This window comes from Pseudomonas sp. S2_E01 (assembly GCF_054668365.1).
The window spans coordinates 504355-520389 of sequence record NZ_CP162762.1 but is presented as its reverse complement, the minus strand read 5'-3'; the positions used below and the strand labels follow the sequence as shown (position 1 = coordinate 520389).

Below are 16035 nucleotides of genomic sequence, written 5' to 3'. Positions count from 1 at the left end.
TTCCCATGGCTTTTACCGACCCGTTCATCCGCCGCCCGGTGCTCGCCTGCGTGGTCAGCCTGTTGATTGTGCTGCTGGGTTTCCAGGCCTGGAGCAAGCTGCCGCTGCGCCAGTATCCGCAAATGGAAAACGCCCTGATCACGGTCACCACCGCGTACCCCGGTGCCAATGCCGAAACCATCCAGGGCTACATCACCCAGCCGATGCAACAGAGCCTGGCGAGCGCCGAGGGGATTGATTACATGACCTCGGTCAGTCGTCAGAACTTCTCGATCATTTCCATCTACGCACGCATCGGCTCCAACAGCGACCGTTTGTTCACGGAGTTGCTGGCCAAGGCCAACGAGGTGAAAAACCAACTGCCCCAGGACGCCGAAGACCCGGTGCTGAGCAAGGAAGCGGCGGACGCCTCGGCGCTGATGTACATCAGTTTCTTCAGCAAGGAACTGAGCAACCCGCAGATCACCGATTACCTGTCGCGAGTCATCCAGCCCAAACTGGCGACGCTGCCGGGCATGGCCGAAGCCGAGATTCTCGGTAACCAGGTGTTCGCCATGCGCCTGTGGCTGGACCCGGTCAAGCTCGCAGGTTTTGGCCTGAGCGCCAGCGACGTGACCAACGCGGTGCGCCAGTACAACTTCCTCTCCGCCGCTGGCGAAGTGAAAGGCGAGTACGTGGTCACCAGCATCAATGCCAACACCGAACTGAAATCCGCCGAGGCCTTCGCGGCGATCCCGCTCAAGGTCGAAGGCGACAGCCGAGTGCTGCTGCGCGATGTCGCACGGGTGGAAATGGGCGCGGAAAACTACGACAGCATCAGTTCCTTCGGTGGCACGCCGTCGGTGTACATCGGCATCAAGGCCACGCCCGGCGCCAACCCACTGGACGTGATCAAGGAAGTGCGCAAGATCATGCCGGACCTTGAGGCCCAGTTGCCGCCCAACCTCAAGGGCGAGATTGCCTACGACGCCACGCTGTTTATCCAGGCCTCCATCGATGAGGTGGTGAAGACCCTGTTCGAAGCCGTGCTGATCGTGATTGTCGTGGTGTTTCTGTTCCTCGGCGCCCTGCGTTCGGTCGTGATCCCGGTGGTCACCATTCCGCTGTCGATGATCGGCGTGATGTTCTTCATGCAAATGATGGGCTATTCGATCAACTTGCTGACCTTGCTGGCCATGGTGCTGGCTATCGGCCTGGTGGTGGACGACGCCATCGTGGTAGTGGAAAACATCCACCGGCATATCGAGGAAGGCAAGACGCCGTTGGACGCCGCCATCGAAGGTGCCCGGGAAATCGCCATGCCGGTGGTCTCGATGACCATCACCCTGGCGGCGGTGTATGCACCCATCGGCTTCCTCACCGGCCTCACCGGCGCGCTGTTCAAGGAGTTCGCCCTGACGCTGGCCGGCGCCGTGGTGATCTCCGGCATCGTCGCCCTGACCCTGTCACCGATGATGTGCGCCGTATTGTTGCGCCACGACGAAAACCCGACGGGCCTGGCACATCGTCTGGACTTGATCTTCGAAAGTCTCAAGCGCCGCTACCAGCGCCTGCTCCACGGCACGCTGAATACACGTCCGGTGGTATTGGTGTTTGCCGTCATCGTGCTGTGCCTGATCCCGGCCCTGCTGATGTTCACCAAATCGGAACTGGCACCTGACGAGGACCAGGGCATCGTCTTCATGATCTCGAATGCGCCGCAGCCAACCAACCTCGACTACCTGAACACCTACACCAACGAATTCATCGATATCTTCAAGGCGTTTCCGGAGTACTACTCGTCATTCCAGATCAACGGCTTCAACGGTGTGCAGTCGGGTGTCGGCGGCTTTCTGCTCAAGCCGTGGAACGAACGTGACCGCACACAGATGCAAATTCTGCCCGAGGTCCAGAGCAAGCTCGACAGCATCGCCGGCTTGCAGGTATTCGGTTTCAACCTGCCTTCCCTCCCGGGCACCGGCGAGGGTCTGCCGTTTCAGTTCGTGATCAACACCGCCAGCGATTACGACTCGTTGCTGCAGGTGATGGACCGGGTGAAAAAGCGCGCGATGGAGTCCGGCAAGTTCGCTTTCGTCGACGTCGACCTGGCGTTCGACAAGCCCGAAGTCGTGGTCGATATCGATCGCGCCAAGGCTGCGCAGATGGGCGTGTCCATGCAGGACCTGGGTGGCACGCTGGCGACATTGCTGGGCGAAGCGGAAATCAACCGCTTCACCATTGAAGGCCGCAGCTACAAGGTCATCGCTCAGGTCGAACGACCGTTCCGCGACAACCCCGACTGGCTGAACAACTATTACGTGAGGAACACCAAGGGCGAACTGCTGGCCCTGTCGACCCTGATCACCGTCACCGACCGCGCACGACCACGCCAGTTGAACCAGTTCCAACAGCTCAATTCGGCCATCCTCTCTGGCGTGCCGCTGGTGAGCATGGGCGAGGCCCTCGACGTGGTGCGCCAGATCGCTCGGGAAGAAGCACCAGCCGGCTTTGCCATCGACTATGCCGGGGCCTCGCGACAATACATTCAGGAAGGCACTGCGCTGTGGGTGACGTTTGCCCTGGCGCTGGCAATCATTTTCCTGGTGCTGGCGGCTCAGTTCGAGAGCTTCCGCGACCCGCTGGTGATTCTGGTGACGGTGCCGCTGTCGATCTGCGGGGCGTTGCTGCCGTTGTTCCTGGGCTGGTCCAGCATGAACATCTACACCCAGGTCGGATTGGTGACGCTGATCGGATTGATCAGCAAACACGGGATCCTGATCGTCGAATTCGCCAACCAGTTACGCAAGGACAAGGGGCTGACACCCCGGGAAGCCGTCGAGGAAGCCGCCTCCATCCGCCTGCGTCCAGTGTTGATGACCACTGCAGCCATGGTCTTCGGCATGGTCCCGCTGATCATCGCCACGGGAGCAGGTGCCGTCAGCCGCTTCGACATCGGGACGGTCATTGCCACGGGGATGTCGATCGGCACGCTGTTCACCCTGTTCGTCTTGCCGTGCGTGTACACCGTGCTGGCGAAGCCCGACCGCTCCCTGTAGGAGCGAGCTTGCTCCGGGCGGCGATCCGACGATGACGGTGCATCAGTCAGCGAACATGGCGCCTGACACACTGCCATCGCAAGCAAGCTCGCTCCTACAGGGACAGGGGCAAAAAAAAGGCCTCGCATCTGGCGAGGCCTTTTCCGGGGGGCTTGAATGGGTCAACTTTGCGGCCTCAGTCCTTGAGAAAGACCGAACATGAACAGTAACAAGTCATGATCGGGTTGTGTTGTGGCCGACACCTTGGCAACCCGCGGCATGGGGCAACGAGCGTCCCCGTTCGCTGAACCGAGAACCTGTGTGCGCGGCTGCTCCCAAGCCGCTACCGCCAATGAAGCAACTGCCAAGGCTCCTACCAGGAACAAACCTCGTGCAATTTCTAGTTTCATCGCTATAAACCCTTGATAGCGCTGCCAAACGCTGTCTCATAAAAATAGACGAGTTTTTTCCACTCCGTGTCGCTGAACGACGAATGGCGGCGCAGTTGTTTCAGGTCATGGGAAGCGGCGCGATAGGCGGTCAAGCGCTGCCGGCATTTCTCCAGATCGATCACGGCGGATTCCACCTTGGCGGACTCGCCTTCGCCGGTGACCCGGACAAAGACGTGCTTCATGTAGAGGCAACTGTGCTGCCAACGCCCCAAGTGCATCAACGCCAGGTTCTCGGCGACACTCTTCAATACACGGTCCTGCACGGCCTCGCTGTAGTGCTCGCGCCCACCGCCGGCGTACCAATGGGCGATTTCCTCAAACCCATCCAGTGACTTGGTCACCAGCAAGGCGCGCCATTGGTGGGCGGGGTCGCGTTGCGCGCCGCAGAAGACGATCTCAGGCGCTCGCACACCTAAACGCTGTACACCGATCAGCGCATCACGTTCACGCAACACCGTCGGGCGACCGAACGGGTGCAGCCAACTGCGGTAAATGTGCCCGGTCTGACGCTTGGCGTAGAGCAACTGACCATCGTCACCCTTGACGCGCTGGACGCCACTTTCGCCACCGCGACGAACGTTTGGTTCTTCGACCCATTCGCCGCGTTGATTCCAGTAGAAGTCGAAACGATCTTCCAGAGTATTGTTCGTTCCCGCCGCACACTGCGCTGCCATTGAGTTACCTCTTGCGTAATACATAAACTCGCCACATGGCGAAGAACGGTAGAAAGTCCAGTCGTTCCTGAATTCGAAAACCCGCTTGTTCAAATTCCTTTTCGACCGTAGCTACCGGTAACACAAATCGGTTTTGGTAACCTTCCTGCCCACGTTTAAGCTCTGAACGCTGACGCTTCCACGCCTTGAAATTGCCGTCGACCCAGAGAGAAAGGACGACGCTGTCGCGGGTGACGCGTTCGAATTCACGTAGAATCGCCAGTCGATGCTCGGCTTCACCAATGTGGTGCAGCAGGCGCATGCAAAAAATGCTGTCGACGGCGTTATCAGGCAAGGCGATGTCGAACGCAGAAGTGTGCAAAGGTTGTACCCGTTTCACGACTTCGGCAGGTTGCGCAGCCATTGCGACCTTGATCATTGACTCGGAGTTGTCCGCGCCAATGATCACGCGATTGTGTTTTTCCGCCAGCAATGGCCAAAAACGCCCGGCACCACAAGGCAAATCAAGTACCAGTCCGGGTTCACCGGCCAGGGTCAATGCTTTGCGCGCCAACTGCTCGTCACGCCAGTGAGACAATCGGCGCGAAAAACCGTTCTTGTGTTTGCGCAAATATTTTTCGGCGTGTGTGTCGTCGTACTTTTCGGAAAAATCGAGTTTAATCGGGCCGGCCATCACCAAGCACTCCTGATCGTCTGATGACAATCACGTTAAGGAGCGACGTGTCAGCGGCAGGTCATGCGTTTGTGAAAAAAATGTCATGTAAAACCTCAAAGCATTACAAGGTTTTACATGATTCGACTGGACGGGCGATGGCGAACACGGATTCAACCGGCGGGACGAGCGCCCAGTTCAACTTCAAAACGGCAGCCATTGGGCTCCATGTGCGTCAGGTTCACGCTCCATCCCTGGTTTTCGCAGATGCGTTGCACCAGCGAGAGCCCCAGACCCAACCCATCTCCACGCTTTTCGTCACCTCGCACGAAGGGTTCGAACATCGCCTGGCGTTTCTCCTCGGGAATTCCCACGCCACTGTCCTCCACCCGGAACCCGGTCGCCGTCAAGGTCAAGCGGATGAAACCTCGTTCGGTGTAATGCAATGCATTGCGCAACAAGTTGCCCATTACCGCGTGCAGCAACGTGGAGTTGTAGCGGGTGCTGGTGGGATTCCCAGGCTCGACGATCAACGATAATCCCTTGTTCTCGATCGGCTCGCGCCAGAGGCCGAGCAGGTCGTCGGCAACCTGGTCAACCGTCTGTTGCGGCGACATGCTGGCATCTTCACGCTGGGCCCTGGCCAGCATCAGGAAGGTTTGCACCAGTTCGCGCATCTCCTCACTGGCACGGGCGATACGCTCGACCTGCGCCCGACCACGCTGGTCGATGCCGGGGTTTTCCAACAGCAATTCACAGGACGTGGCCAGCACCATCAGTGGCGTGCGCAATTCATGGCTGACATCACTGGTAAACAAGCGCTCGCGGGTCAATGCCTGGCGCAAGCGGCCCAGCGTGACGTCGAACGCCACGGCAAGCTCCCCCACTTCGTCGGCGGCGTAGTCCGGCGCCAGCGGAGGCGCCAGGCCCAACAACTGATCACGGTGGCGTACCTGGCGCGCCAGGCGTACCACGGGGGCCATCACCTTGCGCGCCAGTATCCAGCCAAGGAACACGGCCAGCGCCAGACTCAGTACAAAACCGACCAACACGACCGCGAACAGCACGCGCTCGCGTTCCTCGAAATCACTCTGATCCTGGAGCAAAACGTAACGCCGGCCATCGACCACCTCGACCATGGCGTGATACGACAATTGCTCGCGAAACACCTCATGAAACCCTGGATCGAGATGGCGCAGGTCCTTGGGCAGCTCGAAGTCTCCCGGTCCGCCGCTGAAATAGAACAACTGGTCCGGTTCCGGGCGATGGCTCCAGTCCGAAACGCTGTCCATCAACAACAGACGTTGCAAGTCACCGCCCAGTCCTGCCGAAATCAGTTTTTCTTCCACCAGGTGCACGGTCGCGACAATGCCCATGGCGAAGGCCCCGGCGACCAGCGCGCTCATCAGCGCAAAGGCAATGATGATCCGCTGGGCAAGGCTTTGCTTAAACTCCATCACGGCCCTCGGCCAAGCGATATCCCACACCATGCACGGTGTGCAGAAGCGGTTTGGCAAATGGCTTGTCAATCACCTGACGCAATTGGTGGACGTGACTGCGCAGACTGTCACTGTCCGGGCAATCATCCCCCCACAGGGCCTCTTCGAGAATTTCCCGACGCAGCACATGGGGGCTTTTCTGCATCAACACGGCCAGCAACTTGAGGCCAACCGGGTTCAGCTTCAGCAAGCGACCTTCGCGGGTGACCTCCAGCGTGTCGAGGTCATAGCTGAGGTCACCAACCTCCAGGGCGCGACGGCCGCCGCCCTGCGTGCGACGCATGACGGCTTCGATCCGCGCGGCCAGCTCAGACAGGGCGAAAGGCTTGATCAGATAGTCATCGGCGCCGGACTTGAAGCCCTGCAGACGGTCGTCCAACTGATCACGGGCGGTGAGCATGATCACTGGCGTATCGCGGCGGGCATCCTCCCGCAGGCGTTTGCACAGGGTGTAGCCGTCGATCCCGGGCAGCATGATGTCGAGCACGATCAGGTCGTAATGCTCGGTGGCTGCCAGGTGAAGGCCCGACAAACCGTCCTGAGCGCAATCGACGGTATAGCCTTTGAGCCCCAGGTAATCGGCCAGATTGGCCAGGATATCGCGGTTGTCTTCAACCAATAGAATTCGCATGGGCACCTCCTGCGTACACGGTAACGGCCGTCTTGGCTCGCGCAGCTTAAGGCCAAGTGTGGCTCAGGACCAGAATCTCTTGCAGTTGTATTTGCGGCTTTTCAAGCCTGCAAGTGCTTAACGACTTTTTCACCCTCGATTCACAAACAGACGACACCCCTCTGCCCACACTCCGCGCGGCTGCACTTTCAAGTATTTTTAACCGATCAAGGAACTGCCATGGTTTCCACCACCGTCCGCCCGGCATCGCGCGCGCTCAATTGGCGTTTGTACCTGGGTGTTCCCGCCATTGCGGCGATTGTTTTGGTGCTGCTCGAACTGACGTCACTGGACATGGACCTGGCCACGCTGTTCTATGACCCGGTGGCGCAGGATTTCATCGGGCGCCACAGTTACTTCCTTGAAGACATCCTGCATGACCGCGCCAAGCAAATGGTTATCGCGTTTTCAGTGTTCGCCATACTCGGCTTCATCGGGGCGTTTTTCATCCACCGGCTTAAACCGTTCAAACGCGAACTCGGTTGCCTGGTGCTGTCCCTGGGGCTGGCAACCTCCTTCGTCACGCCGGTCAAGGCAGTGACGGCGGTGCAGTGTCCATGGAGCCTGGAGCAATTCGGCGGCCACGAGACCTACAGCAAACTGCTCAGCCCTCGCCCGCCCACCAACAAACCCGGCCGCTGCTGGCCCGGGGGACACGCCGCGACCGGTTTCACCCTGTTCGCACTGTTTTTTGTGCTGCGTGATCGGCGGCCACGACTGGCGCGCGCCGCGTTTGTCTTTGCCTTCGCCCTGGGCACGGTGTTTTCCGTGGGACGGATGATGCAGGGGGCGCACTTTTTCTCGCACAACGTATGGACGGCCATTTTCTGCTGGCTGATTTGTTTGGGATCGTATTACTGGATCCTGTATCGGCCGGCCGGAAAAGATGAGCGCGTGAGCAAGGCACAACCGGCCAGCGCCTGACACTACCCCTGCCCCCTGTAGGAGCGAGCATGTCGAGGCGTCGAACCGTCGCGATGGAAGTCCGGACACCGCGGGCTGTCAGATTGCCCGCGTTATCGTTGACGTCCATCGCGAGCATGCTCGCTCCTACAGGGTTTGGTGTAGGTCGAAAATGACAGGCAATAAAAAACCCCGCCGGCTTTCGCCGGCGGGGTTTTTCGTTACAGGGGTAAGGCTGGCTTACATCATGCCGCCCATGCCGCCCATACCGCCCATGTCTGGCATGCCGCCGCCAGCTGGAGCGTCTTTCTTCGGTGCATCAGCGATCGCCACTTCGGTGGTCAGCAGCAGACCGGCAATGGAGCTGGCCGATTGCAGAGCCGAACGGGTCACCTTGGTTGGGTCCAGGATGCCCATTTCGATCATGTCGCCGTATTCGCCACTCGCAGCGTTGTAACCGTAGTTACCCTTGCCGTTCTTGACTTCGTTGACCACAACGCTTGGCTCGTCACCGCTGTTGGCGGCGATCTGACGCAGCGGAGCTTCGATGGCACGCTTGAGAACCGAGATACCCACGTCCTGATCAGCGTTGTCGCCTTTCAGTTCGGAAATGGCTTGCAGCGAACGGATCAGCGCTACACCACCGCCAGGTACCACGCCTTCTTCAACGGCTGCACGGGTAGCGTGCAGGGCGTCTTCAACGCGGGCTTTCTTCTCTTTCATTTCAACTTCGGAACCAGCGCCAACCTTGATCACTGCAACGCCGCCGGACAGCTTGGCCAGACGCTCTTGCAGTTTTTCACGGTCGTAGTCCGAGGAAGTTTCGGCAACCTGGGCACGGATCTGAGCGATACGGCCTTCGATGTCGCCCTGAACGCCAGCACCGTCAACGATGATGGTGTTTTCCTTGGACAGGGTTACGCGCTTGGCGTTGCCCAGATGCTCCAGGGTGGTGCTTTCCAGGCTCAGGCCGATCTCTTCGGAGATCACGGTGCCGCCGGTCAGGACGGCGATGTCCTGCAGCATGGCCTTGCGACGGTCGCCGAAGCCTGGTGCCTTGACGGCAGCAACTTTGACGATGCCACGCATGTTGTTCACAACCAGAGTCGCCAGGGCTTCGCCTTCAACGTCTTCGGCAATGATCAGCAGTGGACGACCGGCTTTGGCAACGGCTTCCAGCACTGGCAGCATTTCGCGGATGTTCGAGATCTTTTTGTCGACCAGCAGGATCAGCGGGCCGTCGAGCTCGGCAACCATGGTGTCCGGCTTGTTGACGAAGTACGGGGACAGGTAGCCACGGTCGAACTGCATGCCTTCTACAACCGACAGTTCGTTTTCCAGGCCCGAGCCTTCTTCAACGGTGATCACGCCTTCTTTACCGACTTTTTCCATGGCTTCGGCAATGATGTCGCCGATGGAGTTGTCGGAGTTGGCGGAGATGGTGCCCACCTGAGCGATAGCCTTGGTGTCAGCGCATGGCTTGGACAGAGCCTTGAGCTCTTTGACGACCGCGATGGCCGCTTTGTCGATACCGCGCTTGAGGTCCATCGGGTTCATGCCGGCAGCGACGGCTTTCAGGCCTTCGTTGACGATGGCTTGAGCCAGAACGGTAGCGGTGGTGGTGCCGTCGCCGGCGTCATCGTTGGCACGGGAGGCAACGTCTTTGACCAGCTGCGCGCCCATGTTTTCAAAACGGTCGTCCAGCTCGATTTCCTTGGCTACGGAAACGCCGTCCTTGGTGATGGTCGGAGCGCCGAAGCTCTTCTCGATGATCACGTTACGGCCTTTCGGGCCCAGGGTCGCTTTTACCGCGTCAGCCAGGACGTTGACACCGGTAAGCATTTTCTTGCGGGCGGAATCGCCGAATTTAACGTCTTTAGCAGCCATGATCGATATTCCTTAAATACTTTGTAGTAACGGGAAAATGAGCGGGGAATCAGCCTTCGATAACAGCGAGAATCTCGTTCTCAGCCATTACCAGCAGGTCTTCGCCGTCGACTTTCACAGTGTTGCTGCCGGAGTAAGGACCGAACACAACCTTGTCGCCCACTTTTACGGACAGTGCACGCACTTCACCGTTGTCCAGTACGCGGCCGGTGCCTACAGCGAGGATTTCGCCGTTGTTGGCTTTTTCGGAAGCCGAACCTGGCAGGACGATACCGCCAGCGGTGGTTTTCAGCTCTTCGCTGCGACGAATAACGACGCGGTCATGCAGAGGACGAAGCTTCATTGTCGATCTCTCCTAATTGTGGTTTTCATCGGCCGGTGTAATCCCGGCGGGTTTAACAAAGTCCGGCGGTGCCGGGTGCGGCTCGACAAGCGAACCGCTGAAGTCTGTCTGGCGTGATCGCCAGAAACCTTGCGGTGACCGTTACATAGGGGCGCATAAGCTTATTACAAGGGCGGAGCACGAAATTTTTTAATCGATCTGCCGAAAACGAACACGGCACCCGAGGGTGCCGTGCAGGTGAAACGACTTTACTTGTTGTCGCGGTGTTCGAACTCGCCTTCGATCACGTCGGGCTCACGGCCCAATGGTTCGCGCGGCGCGCGACCGCCACGTGGCTGAAGGTCGTCGGCGAAAGCTCGCTGACGCATCGCGGCCTCTTCGGCACGCTGGCGCATTTTATTGGCCAGCAGTCGACGGGAGAACGGCAGCAGCAGTATCAGGCCAAGCACATCCGTGACGAAGCCCGGCAGGATCAACAGACCACCCGCCAGAGCCAGCATCAGGCCTTCGAGCATGGTCTGCGCTGGCATTTCGCCACGGTTCAGGCTTTCACGCGCACGCAGCGCAGTGGCCAGCCCGGCGATGCGCAACACGAACACGCCGAACATCGAGCCGAGAATGACCAGCAACAGGGCGGGGAAGAAGCCTATCGCTCCGCTGACCTTGACGAATACGAACAGCTCCAACACCGGAAACAGTACAAAGAGCAGCAAAAAAGGGCGCATCAAATGGTTCCTCAACGCAAGAATGCCTTGCCAGTGTTCCTTAGATGACGTCGCGGGTTCGTGAATTCAAGCACTGGCCTCTGTATTTTTCGGCCATCGCTCGGCGTGAGCCAGGAAAACCAAGGCCTCGCGCACTTGTGTCGGCGTGTTACATGGCGATTGAAACGGCAACCAGAAGAGCCCCTGCCCGATGCGCAAGTGCATGCCTTCGGTGTCGATCCCGGCCAGTTGTGCCGGCTCGCTCTTCGGCAAGCCGGCGAGTTCGACGTAATGGGCGATGGCCTTGGCGTGATCGGCGTTCATGTGCTCGACCATGCTGATTTCCGCCTTGCCGGCGAAGGGGTTGGCCAGGGTCAACTGGTCGACCCAGTGAATCGCGCCGAAACCGCCGATGTAGCGATGGCGTACAGGCTTGAGCACCCAGAAATCGAAGTCATGGGCCTTGTGGTAGTTCTGTGAATCCGGGAAATAGCGGTAGTAACGCTCGGCAGCGGCGTCGATCTGCGCGACCTCGTGCAATTGCTGCGCCTCGGCGAGATAGGTCAGGCGCCCGACCGCCTGTACATCTTCGGCACCGCGCTCGCCGACGAATAGCGAGCATTTCGGGTCTTTCTGCAGGTTATGCGTGTGCTGGGCGATGCGGCTGATCAGAATCAGCGGGCGGCCCTGCTCGTCCAGGCAATAAGGCACCACGGAGCCGAACGGGAAACCGGGCATGGCCTTGGAGTGGGTGGAAAGCACCCCACGGTATTCCTTGAGAAGTAATTCTCGGGCATTCTTGGCCGCTTCAACGCTCAATTTATGACTCCTAACTAAGAATCCGTCGAAAAAACGGACAGGCGACTGAAGAAAGTTTCAGCCCGCCATCGGGGCAATTCTCATGTGCAGCCAGGCGACGTCGGGCGCAGAGAGAGGAGGCTCACGAACAGTAAGACCACTCCATCTGCTACCGGGGCATACTCATGCAACTTAAAGACAAAGTAATCATTATCACTGGCGGTTGCCAGGGTTTGGGCCGCTCCATGGCCGAGTATTTCGCCGACAAGGGCGCCCGGCTGGCGCTGGTCGACCTGAACCAGGAAAAGCTCGACGATGCGGTGGCTGTGTGCAAGGCCAAGGGCGTCGAGGCCCGCGCCTACCTGTGCAATGTCGCCAACGAAGAGCAGGTGACGCACATGGTCGCCCAGGTGGCCGAGGACTTCGGCGCGATCCACGGCCTGATCAACAACGCCGGGATCCTGCGCGACGGCCTCCTGCTCAAGGTCAAGGATGGCGAGATGACCAAAATGAGCCTCGCCCAATGGCAGGCTGTCATCGACGTCAACCTGACCGGCGTGTTCCTTTGCACCCGTGAAGTCGCGGCGAAAATGGTCGAGCTGAACAACAGCGGCGCGATCATCAACATTTCGTCGATTTCCCGCGCGGGCAACATCGGCCAGACCAACTACTCCGCCGCCAAGGCAGGTGTCGCCGCGGCGACCGTGACCTGGGCCAAGGAACTGGCGCGCTACAACATTCGTGTGGCCGGCATTGCACCGGGCTTCATCGAAACCGAGATGACCTTGGGCATGCGCCCCGAAGCGCTGGAGAAGATGACCGCCGGGATTCCCCTCAAGCGCATGGGCAAGCCGGAAGAAATCGCCCATTCGGCGGCGTACATCTTCGAGAACGACTACTACACCGGGCGGATTCTGGAGATGGATGGCGGGTTGCGTATTTAAGCCCACCACAAACAAGTGTGGGAGCGGGCTTGCTCGCGAAGGCGGTGTGTCAGTCAAAATTTCTGCTTATGACACACCGCTTTCGCGAGCAAGTCGAATCGTCGCACCGCCGCTCCCACTTTTGGACCGCGTTCGAATCAATCGTCGCTGATGCTGATGTTCGGCATCGCCGGCGTCGCCGCCTCCTGCAACACAATCCGCGCGCCAACGTGACGGGCCAGTTCCTGATAGACCATGGCAATCTGGCTGTCCGGCTCGGCGATCACGGTCGGCTTGCCGCCGTCGGCCTGCTCGCGGATGACCATCGACAGCGGCAACGACGCCAGCAGTTCGACCCCGTATTGTTCGGCCAGCTTCACCCCGCCGCCTTCACCGAACAGGTGCTCGGCATGCCCGCAGTTGGAGCAGATGTGCACGGCCATGTTTTCCACCACGCCCAGCACCGGAATGTTGACCTTGCGGAACATCTCCACGCCCTTGCGGGCGTCCAGCAACGCCAGGTCCTGCGGGGTGGTGACAATCACAGCACCAGCCACCGGGACTTTTTGCGCCAGGGTCAACTGAATGTCACCGGTGCCTGGCGGCATGTCGATGACCAGATAATCCAGATCGCCCCAGGCGGTCTGCGTCACCAATTGCAACAGCGCGCCGGAGACCATGGGGCCGCGCCAGACCATGGGCGTGTTGTCATCGGTCAGGAAGGCCATGGACATCACTTCAACGCCATGGGACTCGATAGGCACGAACCATTTCTGGTCCTTGACCTTGGGGCGCGTGCCTTCGGCAATACCGAACATGATGCCCTGGCTCGGACCGTAGATGTCCGCATCCAGAATCCCCACCTTGGCCCCTTCACGGGCCAAGGCCAGCGCGAGGTTGGCGGCCGTGGTGGACTTGCCGACGCCGCCCTTGCCGGACGCCACGGCGACCACATTCTTGACGTTAGCCAGGCCAGGAATCTGCGCCTGGGCCTTGTGCGCGGCGATCTGGCTGGTGATCTCTACACGGGCACTGGCCACGCCGTCCAGGCCTTCGATTGCCATTTGCAGCATCTGCGACCAGCCGCTCTTGAACAGGCCAGCGGCGTAGCCCAACACCAGTTGCACGCTGACGCGGTCGCCCTGAATGTCGATGTTTCGCACGCACCCGGCGCTGACCGGGTCCTGGTTCAGATAAGGGTCGGTGTATTGACGAAGGACGGCTTCCACCGCTGCGCGATTGACGGCGCTCATGGGCAACTCCAATAGCAAGACTGGAAAATCAGGCGGCTATTCTACCTGTTCTGACGGCCTGGCGGCACGCTTTCAGAATGTGACAACCACCGGCTACCGGTCCCCGGAGTCCGGCGCCGGGGGTGAAAAATATGCGCCGGCGCTTTATAGTGGCCGACCTCCGTTTCATCAAGTAGCCGAGCCCCATGTCAGAGCCACGCCAGATCCTCGTCACCAGCGCCCTGCCCTACGCCAATGGTTCGATCCATCTTGGCCATATGCTGGAATACATCCAGACAGATATGTGGGTGCGCTTCCAGAAGCACCGCGGCAATCAATGCATTTATGTCTGCGCCGACGACGCCCACGGTTCGGCGATCATGCTGCGCGCAGAGAAGGAAGGCATCACCCCCGAACAACTCATCGCCAACGTCCAGGCCGAACACAGCGCCGACTTTGCCGACTTCCTGGTGGACTTCGATAATTTCCACTCCACTCACGCCGAAGAAAACCGTGAGCTGTCGAGCCAGATCTACCTGAAACTGCGTGACGCTGGGCACATTGCCACGCGCTCGATCACGCAATACTTCGACCCGGAAAAGAAAATGTTCCTGGCCGACCGCTTCATCAAGGGCACCTGCCCGAAATGTGGCACCGAAGACCAGTACGGCGACAATTGTGAAAAATGCGGGGCGACCTATGCGCCGACCGACCTGAAGGATCCGAAGTCGGCCATCTCCGGTGCCACTCCGGTGCTCAAGGATTCCCAGCACTTCTTCTTCAAGTTGCCGGACTTCCAGGCCATGCTCCAAACCTGGACCCGCAGCGGCACCCTGCAAGACGCCGTGGCCAACAAGATCGCCGAGTGGCTGGATGCCGGCCTGCAACAGTGGGACATTTCCCGGGATGCGCCGTACTTCGGTTTCGAGATCCCGGACGAGCCAGGCAAGTACTTCTATGTCTGGCTGGACGCGCCGATCGGCTACATGGCCAGCTTCAAGAATCTGTGCAACCGTACACCGGAGCTGGACTTCGACGCGTTCTGGGGCAAGGACTCCACCGCCGAGCTTTACCACTTCATCGGCAAGGACATCGTCAACTTCCACGCCCTGTTCTGGCCGGCGATGCTCGAAGGCGCGGGCTACCGCAAGCCGACCGGCATCAACGTGCATGGCTACCTGACCGTCAACGGCCAGAAAATGTCCAAGTCCCGTGGCACCTTCATCAAGGCCCGGACCTATCTCGACCACCTGTCGCCTGAGTACCTGCGTTACTACTACGCCGCCAAGCTCAGCCGTGGCGTCGATGACCTGGACCTGAACCTCGAAGACTTCGTGCAGAAGGTCAACTCCGACCTGGTCGGCAAAGTCGTCAACATCGCCAGCCGTTGCGCCGGTTTCATCCACAAAGGCAATGCCGGCCTGATGGTCGACAACAACGCCGCACCGGAGCTGACCGAAGCGTTCCTGGCCGCCGCGCCGAGCATCGCCGACGCCTACGAGGCGCGTGACTTTGCCCGTGCCATGCGCGAAATCATGGCCCTGGCCGACCGCGCCAACGCCTGGATCGCCGACAAGGCTCCGTGGTCGTTGAACAAACAGGAAGGCAAGCAGGATGAAGTCCAGGCCATCTGCGCCACTGGCGTCAACCTGTTCCGCCAACTGGTGATCTTCCTCAAGCCGGTGCTGCCTTTGCTGGCCGCCGATGCCGAGGCATTCCTGAATGTCGCGCCGCTGACCTGGAACGACCACGCGACCCTGCTCGGCAACCATCAGTTGAACGAGTTCAAGCCGCTGATGACCCGAATCGATCCAGTGAAAGTGCAAGCCATGACCGACGCCTCGAAAGAAGACCTGACAGCCAGTCAGACCGACACGGGCGAAGCGGCACCGGCCGGCAATGGCGAACTGGCCAAGGACCCGCTGTCGCCGGAAATCGACTTCGACACCTTTGCCGCGGTTGACCTGCGCGTTGCCCTGATCGTCAAGGCCGAAGCCGTGGAAGGCGCCGACAAACTGTTGCGCCTGACCCTCGACATCGGCGATGAGCAGCGCAACGTATTCTCGGGCATCAAGAGCGCTTACCCGGACCCGTCCAAGCTCGATGGCCGCCTGACCATGATGATCGCCAACCTCAAGCCTCGTAAAATGAAGTTCGGCGTGTCTGAAGGCATGGTGATGGCGGCGGGCCCTGGCGGTGAAGAAATTTATCTGCTCAGCCCCGACAGCGGCGCCAAGCCTGGCCAGCGCATCAAGTAAATCATTGCGCTGGACCGATCCCACAG

Annotated in this window: 14 protein-coding genes; 4 read left to right on the top strand and 10 right to left on the bottom strand. The window is 59.7% G+C overall.

Annotated elements, in window-relative coordinates; all coding sequences use genetic code 11:
- Positions 1-5: 5 nt before the first annotated feature.
- Positions 6-3035, top strand: coding sequence for a multidrug efflux RND transporter permease subunit (locus tag AB4O36_RS02485; RefSeq protein WP_460140986.1), 3030 nt, complete (start codon positions 6-8; stop codon positions 3033-3035).
- A gap of 161 nt (positions 3036-3196) precedes the next feature.
- Here AB4O36_RS02485 and AB4O36_RS02480 read toward each other — a convergent pair whose 3' ends face one another.
- From AB4O36_RS02480 to colR, 5 genes are all read right to left on the bottom strand, one after another.
- Positions 3197-3424, bottom strand: coding sequence for a hypothetical protein (locus AB4O36_RS02480; RefSeq protein WP_460121386.1), 228 nt, complete (start codon positions 3422-3424; stop codon positions 3197-3199).
- A 2-nt stretch (positions 3425-3426) separates the two neighbouring features.
- Positions 3427-4140, bottom strand: coding sequence for a lipopolysaccharide kinase InaA family protein (locus AB4O36_RS02475; RefSeq protein WP_460140985.1), 714 nt, complete (start codon positions 4138-4140; stop codon positions 3427-3429).
- Positions 4141-4144: 4 nt separating this feature from the next.
- A complete protein-coding gene (locus AB4O36_RS02470; protein WP_460121383.1) occupies positions 4145-4813 on the bottom strand; it encodes a class I SAM-dependent methyltransferase in 669 nt (222 codons plus the stop codon).
- Between the two features lie 152 nt (positions 4814-4965).
- A complete protein-coding gene (locus AB4O36_RS02465) occupies positions 4966-6249 on the bottom strand; it encodes a sensor histidine kinase (protein ID WP_460121380.1) in 1284 nt (427 codons plus the stop codon).
- Positions 6239-6922: a two-component system response regulator ColR gene (gene colR, locus AB4O36_RS02460; protein ID WP_460121378.1), complete on the bottom strand. Its 684-nt coding sequence runs from the start codon at positions 6920-6922 to the stop codon at positions 6239-6241. The genes AB4O36_RS02465 and colR overlap by 11 nt, the downstream gene beginning before the upstream one ends.
- 219 nt (positions 6923-7141) lie before the next feature.
- Between colR and AB4O36_RS02455 the strand changes: the two genes are divergently transcribed.
- On the top strand, positions 7142-7885 hold the full coding sequence (locus AB4O36_RS02455; RefSeq protein ID WP_460140984.1) for a phosphatase PAP2 family protein: 744 nt from the start codon (positions 7142-7144) through the stop codon (positions 7883-7885).
- Between the two features lie 219 nt (positions 7886-8104).
- Here the strand turns inward: AB4O36_RS02455 and groL are convergent, their stop codons facing one another.
- From groL to AB4O36_RS02435, 4 genes are all read right to left on the bottom strand, one after another.
- Entirely contained in the window at positions 8105-9751 is a 1647-nt protein-coding gene (groL, locus tag AB4O36_RS02450; protein ID WP_460140983.1) for a chaperonin GroEL, read from the bottom strand.
- A 49-nt stretch (positions 9752-9800) separates the two neighbouring features.
- Positions 9801-10094, bottom strand: a complete 294-nt coding sequence (locus tag AB4O36_RS02445; RefSeq protein ID WP_460121372.1) for a co-chaperone GroES — start codon at positions 10092-10094, stop codon at positions 9801-9803.
- 248 nt (positions 10095-10342) lie between these two features.
- Positions 10343-10819, bottom strand: a complete 477-nt coding sequence (locus tag AB4O36_RS02440) for an FxsA family protein (RefSeq protein WP_460140982.1) — start codon at positions 10817-10819, stop codon at positions 10343-10345.
- Positions 10820-10885: 66 nt separating this feature from the next.
- On the bottom strand, positions 10886-11617 hold the full coding sequence (locus tag AB4O36_RS02435; protein ID WP_460121367.1) for a HugZ family pyridoxamine 5'-phosphate oxidase: 732 nt from the start codon (positions 11615-11617) through the stop codon (positions 10886-10888).
- A gap of 164 nt (positions 11618-11781) precedes the next feature.
- On the opposite strand from AB4O36_RS02435, the gene AB4O36_RS02430 reads away from it, so the two are divergent.
- Positions 11782-12540, top strand: coding sequence for an SDR family oxidoreductase (locus tag AB4O36_RS02430; protein WP_460140981.1), 759 nt, complete (start codon positions 11782-11784; stop codon positions 12538-12540).
- Positions 12541-12677: 137 nt separating this feature from the next.
- Here AB4O36_RS02430 and apbC read toward each other — a convergent pair whose 3' ends face one another.
- The gene (gene apbC, locus AB4O36_RS02425) at positions 12678-13772 is read right to left on the bottom strand and encodes an iron-sulfur cluster carrier protein ApbC (protein ID WP_460121363.1); all 1095 of its coding nucleotides are present in this window, start codon (positions 13770-13772) and stop codon (positions 12678-12680) included.
- 185 nt (positions 13773-13957) lie between these two features.
- Between apbC and metG the strand changes: the two genes are divergently transcribed.
- Positions 13958-16009, top strand: a complete 2052-nt coding sequence (metG, locus tag AB4O36_RS02420; RefSeq protein ID WP_460121361.1) for a methionine--tRNA ligase — start codon at positions 13958-13960, stop codon at positions 16007-16009.
- Positions 16010-16035: the final 26 nt, after the last annotated feature.

Coding starts and splice junctions, on each gene's coding strand:
- AB4O36_RS02485 (WP_460140986.1), top strand. CDS start 6: ATGGCTTTTACCGACCCGTTCATCCGCCGCCCGGTGCTCGCCTGCGTG.
- AB4O36_RS02480 (WP_460121386.1), bottom strand. CDS start 3,424: ATGAAACTAGAAATTGCACGAGGTTTGTTCCTGGTAGGAGCCTTGGCA.
- AB4O36_RS02475 (WP_460140985.1), bottom strand. CDS start 4,140: ATGGCAGCGCAGTGTGCGGCGGGAACGAACAATACTCTGGAAGATCGT.
- AB4O36_RS02470 (WP_460121383.1), bottom strand. CDS start 4,813: ATGGCCGGCCCGATTAAACTCGATTTTTCCGAAAAGTACGACGACACA.
- AB4O36_RS02465 (WP_460121380.1), bottom strand. CDS start 6,249: ATGGAGTTTAAGCAAAGCCTTGCCCAGCGGATCATCATTGCCTTTGCG.
- colR (WP_460121378.1), bottom strand. CDS start 6,922: ATGCGAATTCTATTGGTTGAAGACAACCGCGATATCCTGGCCAATCTG.
- AB4O36_RS02455 (WP_460140984.1), top strand. CDS start 7,142: ATGGTTTCCACCACCGTCCGCCCGGCATCGCGCGCGCTCAATTGGCGT.
- groL (WP_460140983.1), bottom strand. CDS start 9,751: ATGGCTGCTAAAGACGTTAAATTCGGCGATTCCGCCCGCAAGAAAATG.
- AB4O36_RS02445 (WP_460121372.1), bottom strand. CDS start 10,094: ATGAAGCTTCGTCCTCTGCATGACCGCGTCGTTATTCGTCGCAGCGAA.
- AB4O36_RS02440 (WP_460140982.1), bottom strand. CDS start 10,819: ATGCGCCCTTTTTTGCTGCTCTTTGTACTGTTTCCGGTGTTGGAGCTG.
- AB4O36_RS02430 (WP_460140981.1), top strand. CDS start 11,782: ATGCAACTTAAAGACAAAGTAATCATTATCACTGGCGGTTGCCAGGGT.
- apbC (WP_460121363.1), bottom strand. CDS start 13,772: ATGAGCGCCGTCAATCGCGCAGCGGTGGAAGCCGTCCTTCGTCAATAC.
- metG (WP_460121361.1), top strand. CDS start 13,958: ATGTCAGAGCCACGCCAGATCCTCGTCACCAGCGCCCTGCCCTACGCC.